At 73.1% G+C, this 15,343-nt stretch carries 16 protein-coding genes; 11 read left to right on the top strand and 5 right to left on the bottom strand.

The genetic code is table 11. The features are described from left to right. The first annotated feature begins 92 nt into the window (after positions 1–92). A complete protein-coding gene (locus AB0367_RS23980; protein WP_366228633.1) occupies positions 93–1,133 on the top strand; it encodes an FAD-dependent oxidoreductase in 1,041 nt (346 codons plus the stop codon). Between the two features lie 64 nt (positions 1,134–1,197). Further along, complete coding sequence (locus tag AB0367_RS23975) at positions 1,198–1,758, top strand: hypothetical protein (RefSeq protein WP_366228632.1); 561 nt, start codon at positions 1,198–1,200, stop codon at positions 1,756–1,758. Positions 1,759–1,878: 120 nt separating this feature from the next. Here the strand turns inward: AB0367_RS23975 and AB0367_RS23970 are convergent, their stop codons facing one another. Then, positions 1,879–2,769 (bottom strand): septum formation family protein, encoded by an 891-nt coding sequence (locus AB0367_RS23970; protein WP_366228631.1) that lies wholly within the window; start codon positions 2,767–2,769, stop codon positions 1,879–1,881. A gap of 582 nt (positions 2,770–3,351) precedes the next feature. Between AB0367_RS23970 and AB0367_RS23965 the strand changes: the two genes are divergently transcribed. Together AB0367_RS23965 and AB0367_RS23960 are read left to right on the top strand one after the other, a co-directional pair. Beyond that, positions 3,352–5,487: a prenyltransferase/squalene oxidase repeat-containing protein gene (locus AB0367_RS23965; RefSeq protein ID WP_366228630.1), complete on the top strand. Its 2,136-nt coding sequence runs from the start codon at positions 3,352–3,354 to the stop codon at positions 5,485–5,487. Next, on the top strand, positions 5,484–6,725 hold the full coding sequence (locus tag AB0367_RS23960) for an MFS transporter (RefSeq protein ID WP_366228629.1): 1,242 nt from the start codon (positions 5,484–5,486) through the stop codon (positions 6,723–6,725). Before AB0367_RS23965 ends, AB0367_RS23960 begins: the two co-directional genes overlap by 4 nt. Before the next feature lie 50 nt (positions 6,726–6,775). On the opposite strand, the gene AB0367_RS23955 is transcribed toward AB0367_RS23960, so the two are convergent. The 3 genes from AB0367_RS23955 to AB0367_RS23945 form a co-directional block, all read right to left on the bottom strand. Continuing rightward, positions 6,776–7,633, bottom strand: a complete 858-nt coding sequence (locus AB0367_RS23955) for a hypothetical protein (protein WP_366228628.1) — start codon at positions 7,631–7,633, stop codon at positions 6,776–6,778. Between the two features lie 34 nt (positions 7,634–7,667). After that, positions 7,668–8,021 (bottom strand): helix-turn-helix transcriptional regulator, encoded by a 354-nt coding sequence (locus AB0367_RS23950; RefSeq protein ID WP_366228627.1) that lies wholly within the window; start codon positions 8,019–8,021, stop codon positions 7,668–7,670. 211 nt (positions 8,022–8,232) lie between these two features. Then, positions 8,233–8,955: a tyrosine-protein phosphatase gene (locus AB0367_RS23945; protein ID WP_366228626.1), complete on the bottom strand. Its 723-nt coding sequence runs from the start codon at positions 8,953–8,955 to the stop codon at positions 8,233–8,235. Positions 8,956–9,094: 139 nt separating this feature from the next. Here AB0367_RS23945 and AB0367_RS23940 point away from each other — a divergent pair, with 139 nt between their 5' ends. The 3 genes from AB0367_RS23940 to AB0367_RS23930 all read left to right on the top strand — a co-directional run bounded on the left by AB0367_RS23940 (position 9,095) and on the right by AB0367_RS23930 (position 11,767). Continuing rightward, the gene (locus AB0367_RS23940; protein ID WP_366228624.1) at positions 9,095–10,225 is read left to right on the top strand and encodes an aromatic acid exporter family protein; all 1,131 of its coding nucleotides are present in this window, start codon (positions 9,095–9,097) and stop codon (positions 10,223–10,225) included. A gap of 87 nt (positions 10,226–10,312) precedes the next feature. Then, positions 10,313–10,966: a DUF3159 domain-containing protein gene (locus AB0367_RS23935; RefSeq protein WP_366228622.1), complete on the top strand. Its 654-nt coding sequence runs from the start codon at positions 10,313–10,315 to the stop codon at positions 10,964–10,966. Between the two features lie 150 nt (positions 10,967–11,116). Continuing rightward, on the top strand, positions 11,117–11,767 hold the full coding sequence (locus tag AB0367_RS23930) for a hypothetical protein (RefSeq protein WP_366228621.1): 651 nt from the start codon (positions 11,117–11,119) through the stop codon (positions 11,765–11,767). Positions 11,768–11,876: 109 nt separating this feature from the next. Here AB0367_RS23930 and AB0367_RS23925 read toward each other — a convergent pair whose 3' ends face one another. Continuing rightward, positions 11,877–12,293, bottom strand: a complete 417-nt coding sequence (locus AB0367_RS23925; RefSeq protein WP_366228657.1) for a type II toxin-antitoxin system PemK/MazF family toxin — start codon at positions 12,291–12,293, stop codon at positions 11,877–11,879. A 190-nt stretch (positions 12,294–12,483) separates the two neighbouring features. On the opposite strand from AB0367_RS23925, the gene sthA reads away from it, so the two are divergent. The 4 genes from sthA (at position 12,484) to AB0367_RS23905 (ending at position 15,209) form a co-directional block, all read left to right on the top strand. Further along, positions 12,484–13,887: a Si-specific NAD(P)(+) transhydrogenase gene (gene sthA, locus AB0367_RS23920; protein ID WP_366228618.1), complete on the top strand. Its 1,404-nt coding sequence runs from the start codon at positions 12,484–12,486 to the stop codon at positions 13,885–13,887. Between the two features lie 39 nt (positions 13,888–13,926). After that, the gene (locus AB0367_RS23915) at positions 13,927–14,382 is read left to right on the top strand and encodes a hypothetical protein (RefSeq protein ID WP_366228617.1); all 456 of its coding nucleotides are present in this window, start codon (positions 13,927–13,929) and stop codon (positions 14,380–14,382) included. A gap of 56 nt (positions 14,383–14,438) precedes the next feature. Continuing rightward, entirely contained in the window at positions 14,439–14,798 is a 360-nt protein-coding gene (locus AB0367_RS23910; protein WP_366228616.1) for a hypothetical protein, read from the top strand. A 105-nt stretch (positions 14,799–14,903) separates the two neighbouring features. Beyond that, on the top strand, positions 14,904–15,209 hold the full coding sequence (locus tag AB0367_RS23905) for a hypothetical protein (protein ID WP_366228615.1): 306 nt from the start codon (positions 14,904–14,906) through the stop codon (positions 15,207–15,209). The last annotated feature ends 134 nt before the right edge of the window (positions 15,210–15,343 follow it).

Here is a 15,343-nt window from a genome sequence, read left to right as displayed (position 1 = left end):
CCCGCCCGGGAGGCGGCCGAATAGCACGCGAGGCGAAGTAAGGCGCGTCACCGTCGGGTATGCCGGGCGTCCGCGGCGGGGTTCTACCCGCCGTGGACGTGGTGGTGATCGGCGCGGGGCAGGCGGGCCTGTCGGCCGCCCACGCGCTGCGGCGGCGTGGCCTGTCGTTCGTGGTGCTCGACGCCGGGCGAGAGCCGGGCGGCGCGTGGCGGCACCGCTCGCCGTCGCTGGGCGTCGAGTCGCTGCACCGCATCTTCGACCTGCCCGGCATGCCGTTCACGCCGCCGCCGTCGGGCCCGGCCGCGGCGGTCGTGGCCGGCTACTTCGGTGCGTACGAGCGCGCCTTCGACCTGCCGGTGCTGCGCCCGGCGCCGGTCCGCTCCGTGTCGCGCGCGGCGGACGGCCTGCGGGTCGTCACGGAGGCCGGCGGCGTGTGGGACGCCCGGGCGGTGATCAACGCGACCGGCACGTGGGGCGCGCCGTACGTGCCGTTCTACCCCGGCATCGCGGACTTCGCCGGGCGCCTGCTGCACTACGCCGAGTACCGCGGCCCGGCCGCGTTCGCCGGTCAACGGGTGCTGGTGGTCGGCGGCGGCAACTCGGCGATCCACGTGCTGGCCGAGCTGCCGCACGCCTACTGGGTCACCCGCCGCGAGCCGGTATTCCACGACGGTGAGTTCACCGAGGAGCACGGCCGCGCCGTGGTGGCCCGGGTCGCCGAGCGGGTCGAGGCCGGCCTGCCGCCGCGCAGCGTGGTCAGCGTGACCGGCCTCGGCTATACCGCCCTGGCCCGCGCGGCACTGCGGCGCGGCGCCCTGGTCCGCCACCCGATGTTCGACCGGCTGGTCCCCGGCGGCGCGATGTGGGGCGAGCGGTTCGAGCCGTTCGACGTGATCGTCTGGGCCACCGGTTTCCGCGCCGACCTCGCCCACCTGGCCCCGCTGCACCTGCGCGAGCCCGGCGGCGGCATCCGGATGGCGGGCACCCGCGTGGTCCGCGAGCCCAGCCTGCACCTGGTCGGCTACGGCCCGTCGGCGAGCACGGTGGGTGCCAACCGCGCCGGCCGGGCCGCGGTCCGCGAGATCGCCGCGCTGCTGCGCCCCGCCGCCGGGCCGGTCCCCGGCGTGGCGTGACGACGATGTTAAATCCGGGAGCGCGGGCTGGGCATCGACGGGAGCGACTGTCACAATCTCCGGCGTGGCTGACAACGGGTTACCGCGCCTGCGCGCACGGGTGCGGTCGGTGTCCGACTCCGTGAAGGCGCACCCGGGGATGTATTTCGGCGCCTACCCGGCCGCTGACTGGCCACTCGTCATCGCCGCCTGGACGGCCGCCGACCTGCTGCGGCTGGCCGAGCGGACGCCGCGCGTCGAGCTCACCCTGCACGGCGGCGGCGACCTGTCGGCGTCCGTGCGCGGGGGCCGCGTCACGGCGCCGGCCGCGGATGACGCGCGGCCCGTGGGCGACATCATCCGGGCCGGAATGTGGTACACCGAGCTGTCCCGCTCCACCGTCGTGGACGTCGCCCCGCCGGGCGAGCCGCAGCGCAGCGGTGGCGAGCGCCGTTGGTCGGGCCTCGACGTGACGATCCGCTGCGAGCTCGACCCCGGCCTGTTCGGGGTGCCCGCCGCCGACTGGTGGCGTGACGGTGTCACCCGGCTGGCCGCGGTCCTGGCCACGCCGCGCCACCGCCCCGCCGACGGCCAGCGGGTCCACGTCACCGACGAGGCGACGGGCGAGACCGCCGACCTCCCGTAGCCGCGGCGGCGGCGACACGGCGGGAACACAGCCGGAACACGGCGGGCGACGCGCGGGGGCGATACGGCGCGGAATACGGCCGAAGGCGCCGGGGCAACGCGGCGGGGGAGGACGTCTCGGTCAGACGCTCATGTCGCCGACGCCCTTGAGTGACCGGGTGATCTTCTTCTTATCGATCATGAGGTAGCAGCGGGCGGTGTGGTTGCCGGCCGTCCACTCGTCCTTGGAGGCGGTCATCCAGTAGCCGTAGAACAGCGCCTTCAACGACGCCCAGTGGCTGCGGCTCATGCCGGTGTAGGCGAGCACCTTCGCCTCGCACGTCTTGCCGAACGCGGCGTCGAAGGCCTTGTCGCCGGTCGGGTAGTCGTTGCCGGGGCTGCTGACGGAGCCGACGTACTCGACGTCGTGCGGGTCGGTGCACTTCGCCGGCGTGATGTCGTCCCAGCCGTCCGTGGTCGTGCCGACCTGGGTGCCGCAGCCCAGCCGCAGGTCGCCGCCGGCGGCCAGGGTGCCCTTCATCGAGTCGCGGCGCGGCTCGAAGGTGCCGGCCTCGGTGCGCAGGGCGCCGACGTCGCAGCGGTAGAACCGCGCGCCGCCGGTCCACTGCCGGTTCGTCGGCGCGGAGACCACGACGTACACCCGTCCCGCCTGCCACTCGGCGCCGAGGTAGTCCGCGGCCGCCTTGTCGCAGTCGGCCCACGCCTGGCTGAGCTGCGACGGCGCCGGGGGCGAGCTGGAGTCGGCCACCGTGCCGGTGAAGCGGCCGACCTTGGCCGTCTCGAAGACGTGCGCCATGTCGCACGGCGTCTGGGTCAGGTCGCCCGCACTCAGCTGGTTTGCCGACGCCGTCGTGGTCGTCCAGCAGTCGCCGGCCTTCGGCTCGGGCACCTTGGGTGCGCTGAGCATCGCCCACTCGTTGATCAGGTCGCCGTCGCCGGCCTTCGGCCCGCCGCAGCCGGCGAGCGTGCCGAGCAGCGCCAGGGCGCACGCCAGCACCGCGATTCGCTGCACTTCCGCCTCCCCCGTGAATGATCGAGGGCATTATGTCAACTTCTCCACCAAACCGGAACCAACCGAACAGTTGACCTTATGCTGCGGGGTCGACGGCCCCGGCTGCCTGGTTGACGCCAGCACCGTCGCGGCGGAGGACTCGGAGTGGATCCGGGTCGTCGCCCGCCGATCGCGGCACTACGCAGCTGGCCGCCCGGATCAGCGGGAACCCGAAGGTGGTGCGGGCCGGCCATCTCGATGGTGGCCTCCGGGCCCAAGGTCGCCTTCCAGGAGGTCGAGCCGGTGCTGCGGGTGATCGGCGCCTTGGTGACCTCGTCGACCACGGCCAGGGCCTTGTCGAGGGGCGTCGTGCGAGGTCTCGGCGCTGCGGATCACCTCGACCCGTCGGCGAGGGCGGCCAGGCCCGGCTGGCGAGGCTGGCGCACGACGGGCTGCTCGGCGTGGTCGCCCAGGCGCTGGCCGAGGGCCGCACGCTCACCATCGCCCCCGGACCGGCGATCGGGCTTTTTCGCGCGACCCGTCCATGCTAATTTTCCTTAGTTCGAGAATCCACGAACAAAGGAACGATGGATTGGGGGCGTCATGGCATCACCTCCACCGTTACGGGACTTCATCGCCCGGGAGCTGGTCGACGACCGGGGTGCGGTCCGAGCCGTGGTCGGCCGGGACGGCCGCGATGTCATCACCGGTGATCGGCAATTGCTCGACGCCGCGCTGGCCGTGCTGATGCTGACCGGGACGCCGCACGACGAGCTCCTGGCCGCTGGGCTGCGGGACTTCGCCGACTCGGAGGCGGCCGGCTGGCACGAGCTGCTCGATGTCACCGGGGCACCCCAGGCGGCCGGCCTGGTCCGGCACCCGGGCGTGCAAGCGTTGGCGGAGGCCGCGGCGATCCGCGGCGGCGACGACGACGGCCCGCTCCGGCGCGTCCTCGAGCGGAGCTCGATCGCCCGCTGGCCGTTACTGTTCGACCGGGCCGGCGAGGTCGTCCTCGACGCGAGCCGTTCCCTGGCCGACCTCGCTCAGCTGGTGCTGGCGGCCGCGGCGGCCGGGGTCTGGCCGGTCGGCTTCGCCGAGCGGGCAGCGGACGGCCTGCGCGGGTTCGAAGTCGACGGTGCGGTGCACGCGCTGCTCGACGCCGCCGGACGCCCCGACCCGACCGCCGGACGCACGCTGCGCGCCACCGTCCTGGGCGCACTGGCGTGGATGGCGCTCACCGAGCAGGGAAACGACGCGGGCACCGAACGGGCGCGGGCGCTGCTGCGTCAGGCCGAGACGACTTTCCGCGGATCCGGTCCCGGTCTTTGGGACCGGGCCGACGCGACGGGCACGGTCCGTGTCGACCCGGTGTCCGCCTACCACGGACGGGCCGGCTCGCCGTTCCCGATCAAGTCGATCGCCGACCACGCGCTGGTTCTGCGGGCGGCCGAGCGGCTCGCCGAGGAGGCCGCCGACGTGTCGCTCAAGGAGCTGGCCGCAGATGCCCGGGCGATGCTGGACCGCTACGCCGACCACGCTGCCGGTGGGCTGTTCGAGGGGCAGGGCAGCTGGTTCTCCACCCCGGTCGACCCGACGGTACCGCTCGCCCGGCACGTGCTCGTCGCCGCGCACACGCCGGGGGCGTTCGCGGTCGGTAACACCGCGTACGTTCCGTTCCACACCAAGCACGCCACCACGCAGCTGCTCGCGCTGTGGGCGCTGGGCGGCCGGGAGCCGGTCGCGCCGGCTGTGCCCGGACCGGTGCCCGCGCTGGCGCCGTTCCCACTCGAGCGCACGCTCCGGCCGGTTACCACCGCGCCGCTGAGCCCGGGGCTGATCGACGTGCCGGCCTATCTGCGCTGGCTGCAAGGCACCCGGTCCGGACTCGGATACGGGCTGACCCCCTACCGGGCGCCGCTCGGCCTCCGCTCGGACCGCACCGCGCAGACGTTCTCGGTGATCCACGTGGTGTCCGACCTGATGGCTCTCGGCGAACCGGTGCCCGACCCGGACCGGCTGCTGGCCGGGCTGGCCGCGACGCAGAACCCGGACGGCGGCTTCGGTGAGCAGCCGGGCATGCCGTCGGAGGTGTTCACCACATACTGCGCGATCCTCACCGCGTTCATCCTCGGCGCGGCGGTGCCCGGCCGGGCCCGCTGCACCGAGTTCGTGCAGGCGGCTCAGCACCCGGACGGCTCGTACGGCAACGCGCCCGGTTTCCCGGGCGACGCCTGGCATAGCAACCTGGCGGTGCTGACCCTGCTCGCCCTGGGCGAACGTCCGGACCGGGAGCCCGACCTGCTCGCCTTCCTGGCCGCGTGTCAGAACCCGGACGGCGGCTACGGCGAGCAGCCGGGCGCGGTCTCGGACTCGTTCGCCACGTTCCGGGCCGTCGACACGCTGGTCGCGCTGGGCCTGCGGCCGCCGGCTCTGGAGCGCACCGTCGGCTGGTTGCGTGACCTGCAGGGCGAGTCCGGCGGATTCCGCTACCGGGCAGGCGCTGTGGAGAGCTTCGTCGGCACTTACCACGCGATCGCCGCGCTCTACGTCGTCGGTCACGGGCCGCGCGATCGGGAGGCGGCCAAGTACTGGGTGGCCGCCCGGCAGAGCGCCGACGGCGGGTTCGCCCGAGTGCCCGGTGGCCCGTCCGACACCACCGACGAGGGCTTCATCGCGATCCAGGCACTCCACATGCTCGAAGGCAAGCTCAACCCGTACTGGGCGGTGATCATGACATGAGCGAATCTCTCACCTCGGCGAACACGTCGCGACCGGCTGACACCCCGGTGTCCGATCCGCCGGCACCGGCGGGCCCGGGCGTACGCACGGTGGCTGTGCTGTCGTTCGCGACGCTGTTCGTGATCGGCACCGACACCTTCCTCGTCGCCCCGCTGCTGCCGACGCTGTCGCATGCGTTCGGGGTCGGCACCAACATCTCCGGCTGGATGGTCAGCGCCTACGCCCTCGGCTACGCCAGCCTGGCACTGTTCGCCGGCCCGCTGAGCGATCGGCTCGATCGGCGGCGCGTATTGCTCACCGGCCTGGCGGCGTTCGCGCTGGCGACGGCCCTGTGCGGCGTCGCACAGAGCTTCTGGATGATGATCCTGTTTCGGTTCCTGGCCGGGGTCAGCGCCGCGTTCGTCACCCCGCAGATCTGGGCCTCGATTCCGGTGCTGGTGCCGCCGAAGCTGATCGTCCGCACCATGGGCACGGCCACCGCCGGCCTGTCGATCGCCCAGGTCGTCGGCATCCCGATCGGCAGTTGGCTGGCCGCCGCGTCGTGGCACACGCCGTTCTGGGCACTGGGCGGCGCCTCCGTGCTGCTATGGACAGCGCTCGCCCGGTTCTTCCCCTCGGTGCCGCCGCACGGGGCAGCGCGGCGGAGCATCCGGCAGGCGTACGGCGACGTGCTGCGCACGCGCACCCTGGTCCTCTACCTGCTGGCCTATCTGGTCTTCCAGACCGGCAACTTCGAGGCGTTCTCGTTCATCGGGTCCTGGTTCACCCGCGACTTCCACCTGGACGTCGCGTCGGTCGGCACCGCGATGATCGCGCTGGGGGCGGGCAACACGATCGGCTCGTTGTTCGGCAGCCGGTTGATCGGCCGGATTGGGCAGCAGCGCTCGCTGCTGCTGTCCTTCGTCGCGCTGCTGGCGTTGTACGCCGCCCTGCCGTTCGCGCCCGACCTCGCTGTCGCGGTCACCCTGCTCACCGTCATCTTCCTGATCGGCGGGTTCGTCTTCCCGATCTTCATGGCGATGCTGCAGTCGCAGACCACCACGGCGCGGGGCACCGTGTCCTCGTTGTCCAACGCTGCGATGTACGTGGGGTCGACAATCGGCGGGGTGGCCGGCGGCGTTCTGCTCACGCGAGTCAACGGCTTCTTCGGCGTCGCCGGCTTCACGCTCGCCGCGTACGTCGTCTCGCTGGCGGTCTTCGCCGGCGCCGGCGCCCTGCGCCATCGGCACGCCGGCTGACCTCCGCAACGAGGGGTCCGGGTTGATCCCGGACCCCTCGTTCGTCTGCATCACCCCGCGGGTACCGGCTCGGCCGCCTCCCGCGTGGCCGGCGCGCCCAGCCCGACCAGCAACTCGGCGGCGCGGCTCGCGCCGTCGGTGTGCGGCGCCACCGCGCGGTAGCGCTCCCGTAGGCCGGCGACCGCCTCCGGGTCGTCGAGCAAAGGCGCGGTCAATCCGGCCAGGGCCGCCGCGTCAGTGCCGATGTTGGTGACGAAGCCGAGCGCGCTCAGCCGCTGAATCGGCTCGATCTCGTGGTACTCGTCGTACGAGCTCAGCGTGAAGACGGCCGGGATGCCCATGGCGCAGATCTCGGTGACGCTGATCCAGCCCGGCGGCACCAGCAACGCATCGGCCGACCGGATCAGGGGCATCCAGTCCGGCAGGTAGGGGAAGCTGTGCACGCCCGGCATCGACGCGACCTCGCCCCGGCCGATCAGGACCAGCTCCAGGTCGGGCCGGTCGCGCCGCAACCGGGCGAAGGCGCCGAGGTACGCATCCACCAGCCCCCGCTTGTTGTCCAGTCGCATCGTCGTGCCGCCGACCGTGGCCACCAGCAGCCGGCCGCGGCCCACGCCCAGTTCGGCCCGTGGGTCCCGCCCCGCGTCCAGCGATGGGATCGGCCGGATCATCGGACCGACGAACTCCGCTTTGCCGGTGGCCAGCAACCGCTGGAACTGTTCGTCGGCTGGGTGATCAGGCAGCACCGGTTTGTCGGTCAGGACGAGGGCGGCGTCAGCGGTCAGGAAGGCGAACAGCCGGTCGAGGGCGGTCCGGGCGTCGCGCAGGTCGGCCGTGTCGACCGCGGCGCCGCCACGACGCAGATCCCGGTCCGAGACGTTCACGAGCGAGAAGTTGATCGAGGGCATCGGCCGGCCCTAGGCCCGAACCACGATCCGGCCGCTAGGCGCGGGCGGCTGAGAGCGCCGCGGCAGCCGCCTCGGTCAACGTCGGCGGGCCACTGCGCTCGACCAGGTCGAGCAGGCCAGGGAACCGGCGATTGAGCTCATCCGACCGGACCGTGACATAACGGTGAGTGCCGGACACCCGAGTGCGGGTGACGCCGGACTCCCGCAGCACCTTGAGGTGATGGGAGAACGTGGACTTGGCCATTGCCTCGCCGAGCGAATTGCAGGACTGCTCACTGCCGAGCGCGATCAGCGTCCGGACCACCTCGAGGCGGGCCGGATCGCTGAGCGCGTGGAAGAGGTTCTCCAGGCGGATCTCATCCTCCGCGGGATGGAGTAACACGCGCATGATGTCCCGCCTCCGGTTACTTCCCAAGTTCGACGATCGTAGACCATTGAATCTCTAGCCAACAACAACATCGGGACATCCGATTACGTCGGCTGACCGGCCCGCCCGGATGTCGTTCGAGCGGGCGTCGATGTCGATCAGCCGCTGGTGTGGCTGCACCGGCCCCGCCATCCACAGCGCGTCACGCCAACCTGGCCGCGGCACACCCGTGTCATGCCGGGGCTTCCAGCAGGCTCGCCTCGAGGCGGGCGTAGGTCTGCTCCGGCAGGTCCAGGTATGCGCGGATCGAGCCGTGGCTGGCCCGCAGGTCGCCGAGGAAGAGCAGCATCGTCTCGGCCGGGGAGAGCAGCCAGCGGTCCGGCATGCTGGCGATCTCGGGATGCAGCCCCCGCAGGTACGCCATGCTCCGGTCGGTCGCGGCGCTGGTCAGCGCGTAGTCCTCGGCGATGACCTCGTCGGGCACGCCGAGCGCGCCGAGCGTCACCGCCGACACCACGCCGGTGCGGTCCTTGCCCGCGACGCAGTGCACGACGACCGGCGCGTTGCCGGCCTCGGCGATGACCTCGACCACGGCGCGGATCGCGGCGTGGCCGTGCTCGGCGAGGTCGAGGTAGCGGTTGGCGAGCCAGCGCGCGTCGCTGGGCTCGTCGTTGTCGGTCGCCTCCTCCCACTCGGCGTGCATCGGGTTGAGGTGGTGGTAGGTGAGGCCGTCGAAGGCGTGGACGCGCCCGTCCCGCTCGATCTCGCGGGGCCGGCGCAGGTCGATGACGGTGCGCACGCCCAGCGCGGTGAACGAGGAGGCGTTGGCGGGGTCGACGCGGCTCAGCGAGTCGGAGCGGTACAGCCGCCGCCAGCGGGTGCTCCGGCCGCCGGAAGCCGGGTATCCGCCCAGGTCGCGGAAGTTGAACAGGTTGGGATGCTCGTAGTTGCGCACGCGAGGACCATAACGTGCGATGTCCGGATCGTCTGTTTGGAATCCGGGCCGGCGGAGAAAGTCTTAGGGATGTCGCGGCGAGCCCGGCGACTCGGTGCGGCAACTCGGTGCGATGACCGGACTTCGAGAGGATCGAGGCGTGCCGCGCAGACCGCACGCCGTGGTGACCGAGCCACTCGGCACCCTGCTCGCCAGCGTGCCGAAGAGCCGGCCCGGCTGGCTCACCGTCCTGAAGACCACCGCCGCGGCGACGACCGCCTGGGTGACCGCCCGGCAGTTCGGTGAGAACGCGGCGGTGCTCTTCGCGCCGGTGATCGCGGTACTGACGCTGCAGGCCAGCGTGTACGGCTCGATCGCCACCGGGCTGCAGCTGCTGTTCGCCAACCTCGTCGGCACGGCGCTCGCGATCGGCTGGACGCAGCTGCTCGGGCTCACCTGGTGGTCGCTGGCCCTGGCCGCATTCGCCGCGCTCGCCGTGGCCCGGCAGATCACCAACACGCCGCTGGCACGCAACCAGGTCACCATCGCCACCCTCGCGGTGCTCGTGCTGGCGCCGGTCGCCCACGGGTACGGCCAATGGCGCTTCATCGACGTCGCCATCGGCTCGGCCGTCGGCCTGACGATCGCGGTCGTCGTGCCGGAGCCGCCGCACACCCGAAGGATCCACGCCGCCCTCGGCACCTGGGGGCGGGCGTGCGTCACCGTGCTGCGCCGCATCGCCGGCGAGCTGGCCGCCCGGGCCGGTGACGAGGCGGAGCCGCTCGGCCCGGACGCCCGCCACGACTGGATCGCCGAGTCGCGCAAGCTCAACGACGTCAGCGCCGAGGCGGGCGCCGCGATCGCCGGGCTGGAGGAGGTCACCCTCCTCAACGTGTTCGCCCGGCGGCTGCGCCGCGACGTGGCCGAGGTGCGGCGCGAGCAGCTGTGGCTGACCCGCGTGACCCTGCAGGTGCGGGCCATCTCCCTGGCGGTCGACCGGCTCTACGACCGGCCCGGCCCGGCGCCGGCGCTGGACCGCGGCACCCTCCAGGCGCTGCTCGCCGCGCTCGGCGATCTGCTGGATCAGCGCGTCGACGGCGTGGCGTCCGACGACACCTCGCTGCGGGCCGGGCTGATCGCCGCGGTGGAGCAGGTGCACACGGTGTTTCCGACGGCGCTGGCCGTGCTCGACTCGGTGTCGCTGCTCGGCCGCCTCGACCAGCTGCGCCAGGACATCGTCGGCGGGGAGGCGGAGGCGCTGATCGACCCGGACACGCTGCCACGCGGCTGAACCACGCGGGGCGGCTGCGCTCCTTGCCTTGACCGTTGTGCGTAGGGCAGGCTTAGTCGCGGTTTGGACCGGTTGGGCGGGGGACGGATGGCGCGCGACGGTGAGGTCGGCGGGGAGACACTGAGCGAGCTGCTCGGCGGCTGGCGATCGGCCGTGGAGACCGCCGTCCCGGTGCTCGCGTTCGCGGCCGGCTGGCTCGCCGGCGGGCGCTCCATCCCGCTGGGCGCCGGCGTGGCGGTGCTGGCCGGCGCGGGCGTGGCGGCGTGGCGGGTGGCCGAGCGGCGCCGGCCGATCGGCACCGTGGTCAGCCTGCTCGTCGTGTGCCTCGGCGCGCTGGTGGCGCTGCGCACCGGGCGGGCCGAGGACTTCTTCGGGGTCCGGGTGCTCACGAACGCGGCCAGCGCGCTGGCGTGGGCGGCGAGCATCCTGGTGCGCTGGCCCTTCCTCGGGCTGGTCGTCGGCACGGTGCTGGGGCAGAAGGCGCGGTGGCGCGCCGATGCGGACCTGCTGCGGGCGTACCAGCGGGCCAGCTGGGTCTGGGTCGGGCAGTACCTCGTGCGGCTGCTCGTCTTCGTCCCGCTCTGGTGGACCGGGCAGGTGCTGTGGCTCGCCGCCGCGCAGACCGTGCTGACCTGGCCGCTCGTGGCGGCGTGCCTGGCGGTCAGCTGGTGGGTGCTGCGCCGCTCGCTGCCACAGGGCCACCCGGGCATCCGCCACCCGCGGGTCCTGCAGCCGCGGTAGCGCCGTCGCTCCGGGCCGTGCGATTCCGGGCGATTCCGTGCGTGACCCGGGGCGCGCCGAACCGTTGAGCACAGCGACGCGTGTGTGCGCCTCTCGCAGCGGCGTATCACCGCGGCTTGTCGTTACCGCGACCGCGACGGGATGGACACCATGGACGGGACCGCCACCGAACAGCTCAGCATGACCGCCGCCGAACTGTCGTTCCTGCTGGCCAGCGGGGGCTGGCCGGGGGAGACCCCACGGCTGCTCGGGCTCACCGACGCCGACCGGACCGACGCGGTGCTCAGCGCCGGGGTAGGGTCGCTGCTGCTGCGCCACCTGGCCGCCCCGGTCGACGGCAGCCGGCTCGAACTGGCCCCGGCGGTGGCGGCGGTGGCCGCCGGGCTGCACCGTCCGCGCGGGTTCGTGCAGGTCGGGCTGACCGCCGAGGACCACGCGGACGGTGCGCTGCTGCTGGACGCCGAGCGGATCCGGGTGCTCGTGGCCGCGCGGGCGTACCGCTGCTACGACATCTCCCCGATCGCCCCCGGCGCCGACGCGTGCGAGCCGCTCCTGGCGATCGCGGACCGGTTCCTGCACCGCCACCGGCCCGCGCTGGCCACGTTCACGGCCTCGCCGATGGCGGACTTCGCGCGGGGCGTGCAGCCGGCGCGGGCGACGCTGTCCGCCTCGGCCGACGGCACCTGGCGGGTCGTGACCCGCGACGGCACCGAGACCACGGCCGAGGACTTCGACGCCGCGGCGGCGGTCATGCGCGACGAGCTGGGCCGGATGCTGTCGATGGCCCCGGCGAGGTCCTGAGCCGTGGGCGGCGCCGCGGACAAGCCGGGGCGCGCCGCACCCGGCTTGTCCGTCATTGCCCATGATGGCGCGGTGATCCATAGGCGATCGTGCCCGGCTGGGCGAGCGGTCAGGACCAGCCGTAGTGCGAGCGCAGCTGCGCGGCGACGCGGTCGAAGCGCTCACGGTCCAGGATCGCGCCCTCGCGGCGGATGCCGTGGGCTTCGACCGTGAGGACGCGGTCCAGGCGTACCCAGCTCGGGCGCTTGTCGCGATCCCACGAGCCCGGGCCCAGCGCGAACCAGTTGCGCTGGCCGTCGCGCTCGGACTGGCTCGACAGCATCAGGCCGAGCACCGAGCTGCCCTTGCGCCCCACGACCAGCACCGGGCGGTCCTTGCCCTGGCTCGGGTCGTCCTCGTACGCCACCCACGTCCACACGACCTCGCCGGGGTCCGCGTCGCCGTCCAGCTGCGGGGAGTACTCCAGCAGATTCTGCGTCTCGTGCCGCGCGGGCGGGCCGGGCACCGGGTGCTTCGGGCCGGGCACCGGGCCGGCCGGGCCAGCCGGGCGGGGCGGGCGGGTCGGCGCCGGGGCTCCTGGGGCGGCCTGGGTGCCGGAACCTGACGGGCGGAGCAGGTCGAGGATGATCGACACCGCCTGAAGAAGTCGTTTCACGCCGATGACCATAACGGGCACCGGCTTTACGATCCCGGGCGCGGCCGGGACACTGTGGCGCATGTACGACTTTGATGTCCTCGTCCTCGGCTCCGGGCCGGGTGGGCAGAAGGCCGCCATCGCGGCGGCGAAGCTCGGCCGCCGGGTCGCCGTCATCGAGCGGCGCAACATGATCGGTGGGGTCTGCATCAACACCGGCACCATCCCGAGCAAGACGCTACGTGAGGCTGTGACGTACCTGACGGGTCTCAACCAGCGGGACATGTACGGCCAGAGCTACCGCGTCAAGGAGGACATCACCGTCAGTGATCTGGCCGCCCGTACCGCGCACGTCGTCGGGCGGGAGATCGAGGTCATCCGCAGCCAGCTGGCCCGCAACCGGGTGCGGCTGCTGCCGGGCACCGGCAGCTTCGTCGACCCGCACACCCTCGTGATCGAGGACGACCAGGGGCAAGAGTCGCACGTGTCCGCGGAGAAGATCATCGTCGCGGCCGGGACGCGGCCCGCGCGGCCGGACAGCGTGGACTTCGACGACGTGACGATCATCGACTCCGACGGCATCCTCAACCTGGACAAGGTGCCCGGCTCGATGGTCGTGGTCGGGGCCGGGGTCATCGGCATCGAGTACGCGTCGATGTTCGCCGCGCTCGGCACCAAGGTCACCGTCGTCGAGCGGCGCGAGCGCATGCTGGACTTCTGTGACCTGGAGATCATCGAGGCGCTGAAGTACCACCTGCGCGACCTGTCGGTGTCGTTCCGGTTCCGCGAGTCGGTCGCCTCGGTGCAGCGCCACGGCCGCAGCGCCGTCGCGGTGCTGGCCAGCGGCAAGCGGATCGCGGCGGACACGGTCATGTACTCGGCCGGGCGGCAGGGCGCCGCCGACCTGCTCGCGCTGGACAAGGCGGGCCTGAGCGCCGACGAGCGCGGGCGGATCAAGGTCGACGAGCACTTCCGCACCGAGGTGGCGCACATCTACGCCGTCGGCGACATCATCGGCTTCCCGGCGCTCGCGTCGACGTCGATGGAGCAGGGCCGGCTGGCCGCCCACCACGCCTGCGACGAGCCGGTGCGCGGCATGCACGCGCTGCAGCCGATCGGCATCTACACCATCCCGGAGATCAGCTTCGTCGGGCGCACCGAGGAGGACCTGACCGAGAACAACATCCCGTTCGAGGTCGGCATCGCCCGCTACCGGGAGCTGGCCCGCGGCCAGATCATCGGCGACTCGTACGGCATGCTGAAGATCATCGTGTCGCCGGAGGACGGGAAGATCCTCGGCGTGCACGTGTTCGGCACGGGCGCGACCGAGCTCGTCCACATCGGACAGACGGTGATGGGCTGCGGCGGGACCGTCGACTACCTGGTGGACGCGGTGTTCAACTACCCGACCCTCGCGGAGTCCTACAAGGTCGCCGCGCTTGACGCGATGAACAAGATGCGGTCGGTGTCCCGGCTGTCCGCATAGGCCGCGTCAGGGTCGGGGCCGTGCGGAAGCTTCAGGGGGATGGTGCTTCTGCTCGCGGCCCTGACCCTGGCCGCACCCGCCCTGGCGGCGTGCGACGACGACCCGCCGTCGGTCGGCGACCGGCTCGCCGCGTTCCTGGCGGCCTGGCGCAAGGCGGACTTCACCGGCGTTGGCGTCGAGCCGCAGCGGGTGCCGGACGTCGGCGCCCTGGTCAAGCGGCTCGGCCTCGTGTTCCGGTCGGTGCGCGTCGACGTCGGCGTGCAGGCGCTGCCCGACCGGATCGGGACCGCCAAGCCCGACGCGTTCGTCGAGGTGCTCACGCCGCGCAGGAGCGACTACACCGAGATCGCCGGCGACCTGACCGGCACCGACGGCGTGCGCGCCCTGTCGCTGCCGATGACCCGCACGTTCGCCCGCGCGCTGCTGGGCGCCTCCGGCCCCGCGAGGAAGGAGCTCATCGACGCGAGCTCAAGGCCGGCGACGTCAGGGGCCTGACCGGGCTGCGGTGGCGGTACGACACCCAGTCGCGCGGTCTGCCCGGGTTGAGCGTGGTGCCGCTGGAGCCGGCGCCCGCGCCGTCGCCGTCGGCGTCCTCGCCGGTCGGCGCGGCCGCGGGGAAGGCCGGCGAGCCGCTGTTCACGGCCCCGCCGCAGGACGGCGCCACCATCGCCACGACGCTCGACGTGCACGTCCAGAACGCCGCCGAGGGCGCCCTGGCCAAGACGGCCAGGCAGCCGGCGCTGGTCGCTCCGGGTCAGCGACGAGCCCGTGCTGGCGGCCGCTGGCGGCCCCGACGCCGCCGGATACGACCTGGCGCTGCTCGGCGAGGTCCCCGGCCCGGCCTGGCTCGCTGGCCTGGCTCGCTGGCCTGGCTCGCTGGCCTGGCTCGCTGGCCTGGCTCGCTGGCCTAGCCTGGCCCGCCGGCCTAGCCGCGCTCGGCGTCGGCGCGCCCTGGCGCCTCGGCGCGGACGTGTTCACCTCCCCGGCCACGTCGCCGCGCCCGGCGATCACCAACAGTGCCTCCTCGGTCGCCCGGCCGCGCCGCGCCAGACGGCGTCGTCGCCGCCCCGATCGGCTACGCCGCGGCGGCCGCCGCCCTCGTGTGCGGAAAGTGGCAGCAGCCGGCCCCGGTCAAGAGCCCGCCGCCAGGCGACCCGGCCCCGGCCGGCCCCGCCATCTCCGGCGCGCTGAGCGTGTCCGGCCTGAGCGTGCCCGGCCTGAGCGCCGGGGTACGCGGCGACGTCGCCTGCTGCGTCTACGTCGCCGGCTCGGGCGCCGACGTCACCGGCCCTGTCTCGGAGGCGTTCCTCGCGGCGATATAGGCTGCGCGTCGTTGCCGACGTCCGCCCGCGGGCCGTCGGGCAACCCGCTCGGCGGCAACCGTGGGTGAACGACCGCGAAAGAACGCGTGAATGAATGAGGAAATCGGTTGCCGTGCGTAAAACTGCCCGTCGCG

The sequence above is a fragment of the Dactylosporangium sp. NPDC051484 genome (genome assembly GCF_040689395.1).
In the GTDB taxonomy this organism is placed as follows: Bacteria; Actinomycetota; Actinomycetes; order Mycobacteriales; family Micromonosporaceae; genus Dactylosporangium.
This window is presented reverse-complemented; position numbering and strand designations above follow the sequence as displayed.

What these genes read in the sequence shown, in the direction of transcription:
- AB0367_RS23965 (WP_366228630.1), top strand. Translation starts at nt 3,352, where the DNA reads ATGGCATCACCTCCACCGTTACGGGACTTCATCGCCCGGGAGCTGGTC.
- AB0367_RS23960 (WP_366228629.1), top strand. Translation starts at nt 5,484, where the DNA reads ATGAGCGAATCTCTCACCTCGGCGAACACGTCGCGACCGGCTGACACC.
- AB0367_RS23955 (WP_366228628.1), bottom strand. Translation starts at nt 7,633, where the DNA reads ATGCCCTCGATCAACTTCTCGCTCGTGAACGTCTCGGACCGGGATCTG.
- AB0367_RS23950 (WP_366228627.1), bottom strand. Translation starts at nt 8,021, where the DNA reads ATGCGCGTGTTACTCCATCCCGCGGAGGATGAGATCCGCCTGGAGAAC.
- AB0367_RS23935 (WP_366228622.1), top strand. Translation starts at nt 10,313, where the DNA reads ATGGCGCGCGACGGTGAGGTCGGCGGGGAGACACTGAGCGAGCTGCTC.
- AB0367_RS23930 (WP_366228621.1), top strand. Translation starts at nt 11,117, where the DNA reads ATGGACGGGACCGCCACCGAACAGCTCAGCATGACCGCCGCCGAACTG.
- sthA (WP_366228618.1), top strand. Translation starts at nt 12,484, where the DNA reads ATGTACGACTTTGATGTCCTCGTCCTCGGCTCCGGGCCGGGTGGGCAG.
- AB0367_RS23915 (WP_366228617.1), top strand. Translation starts at nt 13,927, where the DNA reads ATGGTGCTTCTGCTCGCGGCCCTGACCCTGGCCGCACCCGCCCTGGCG.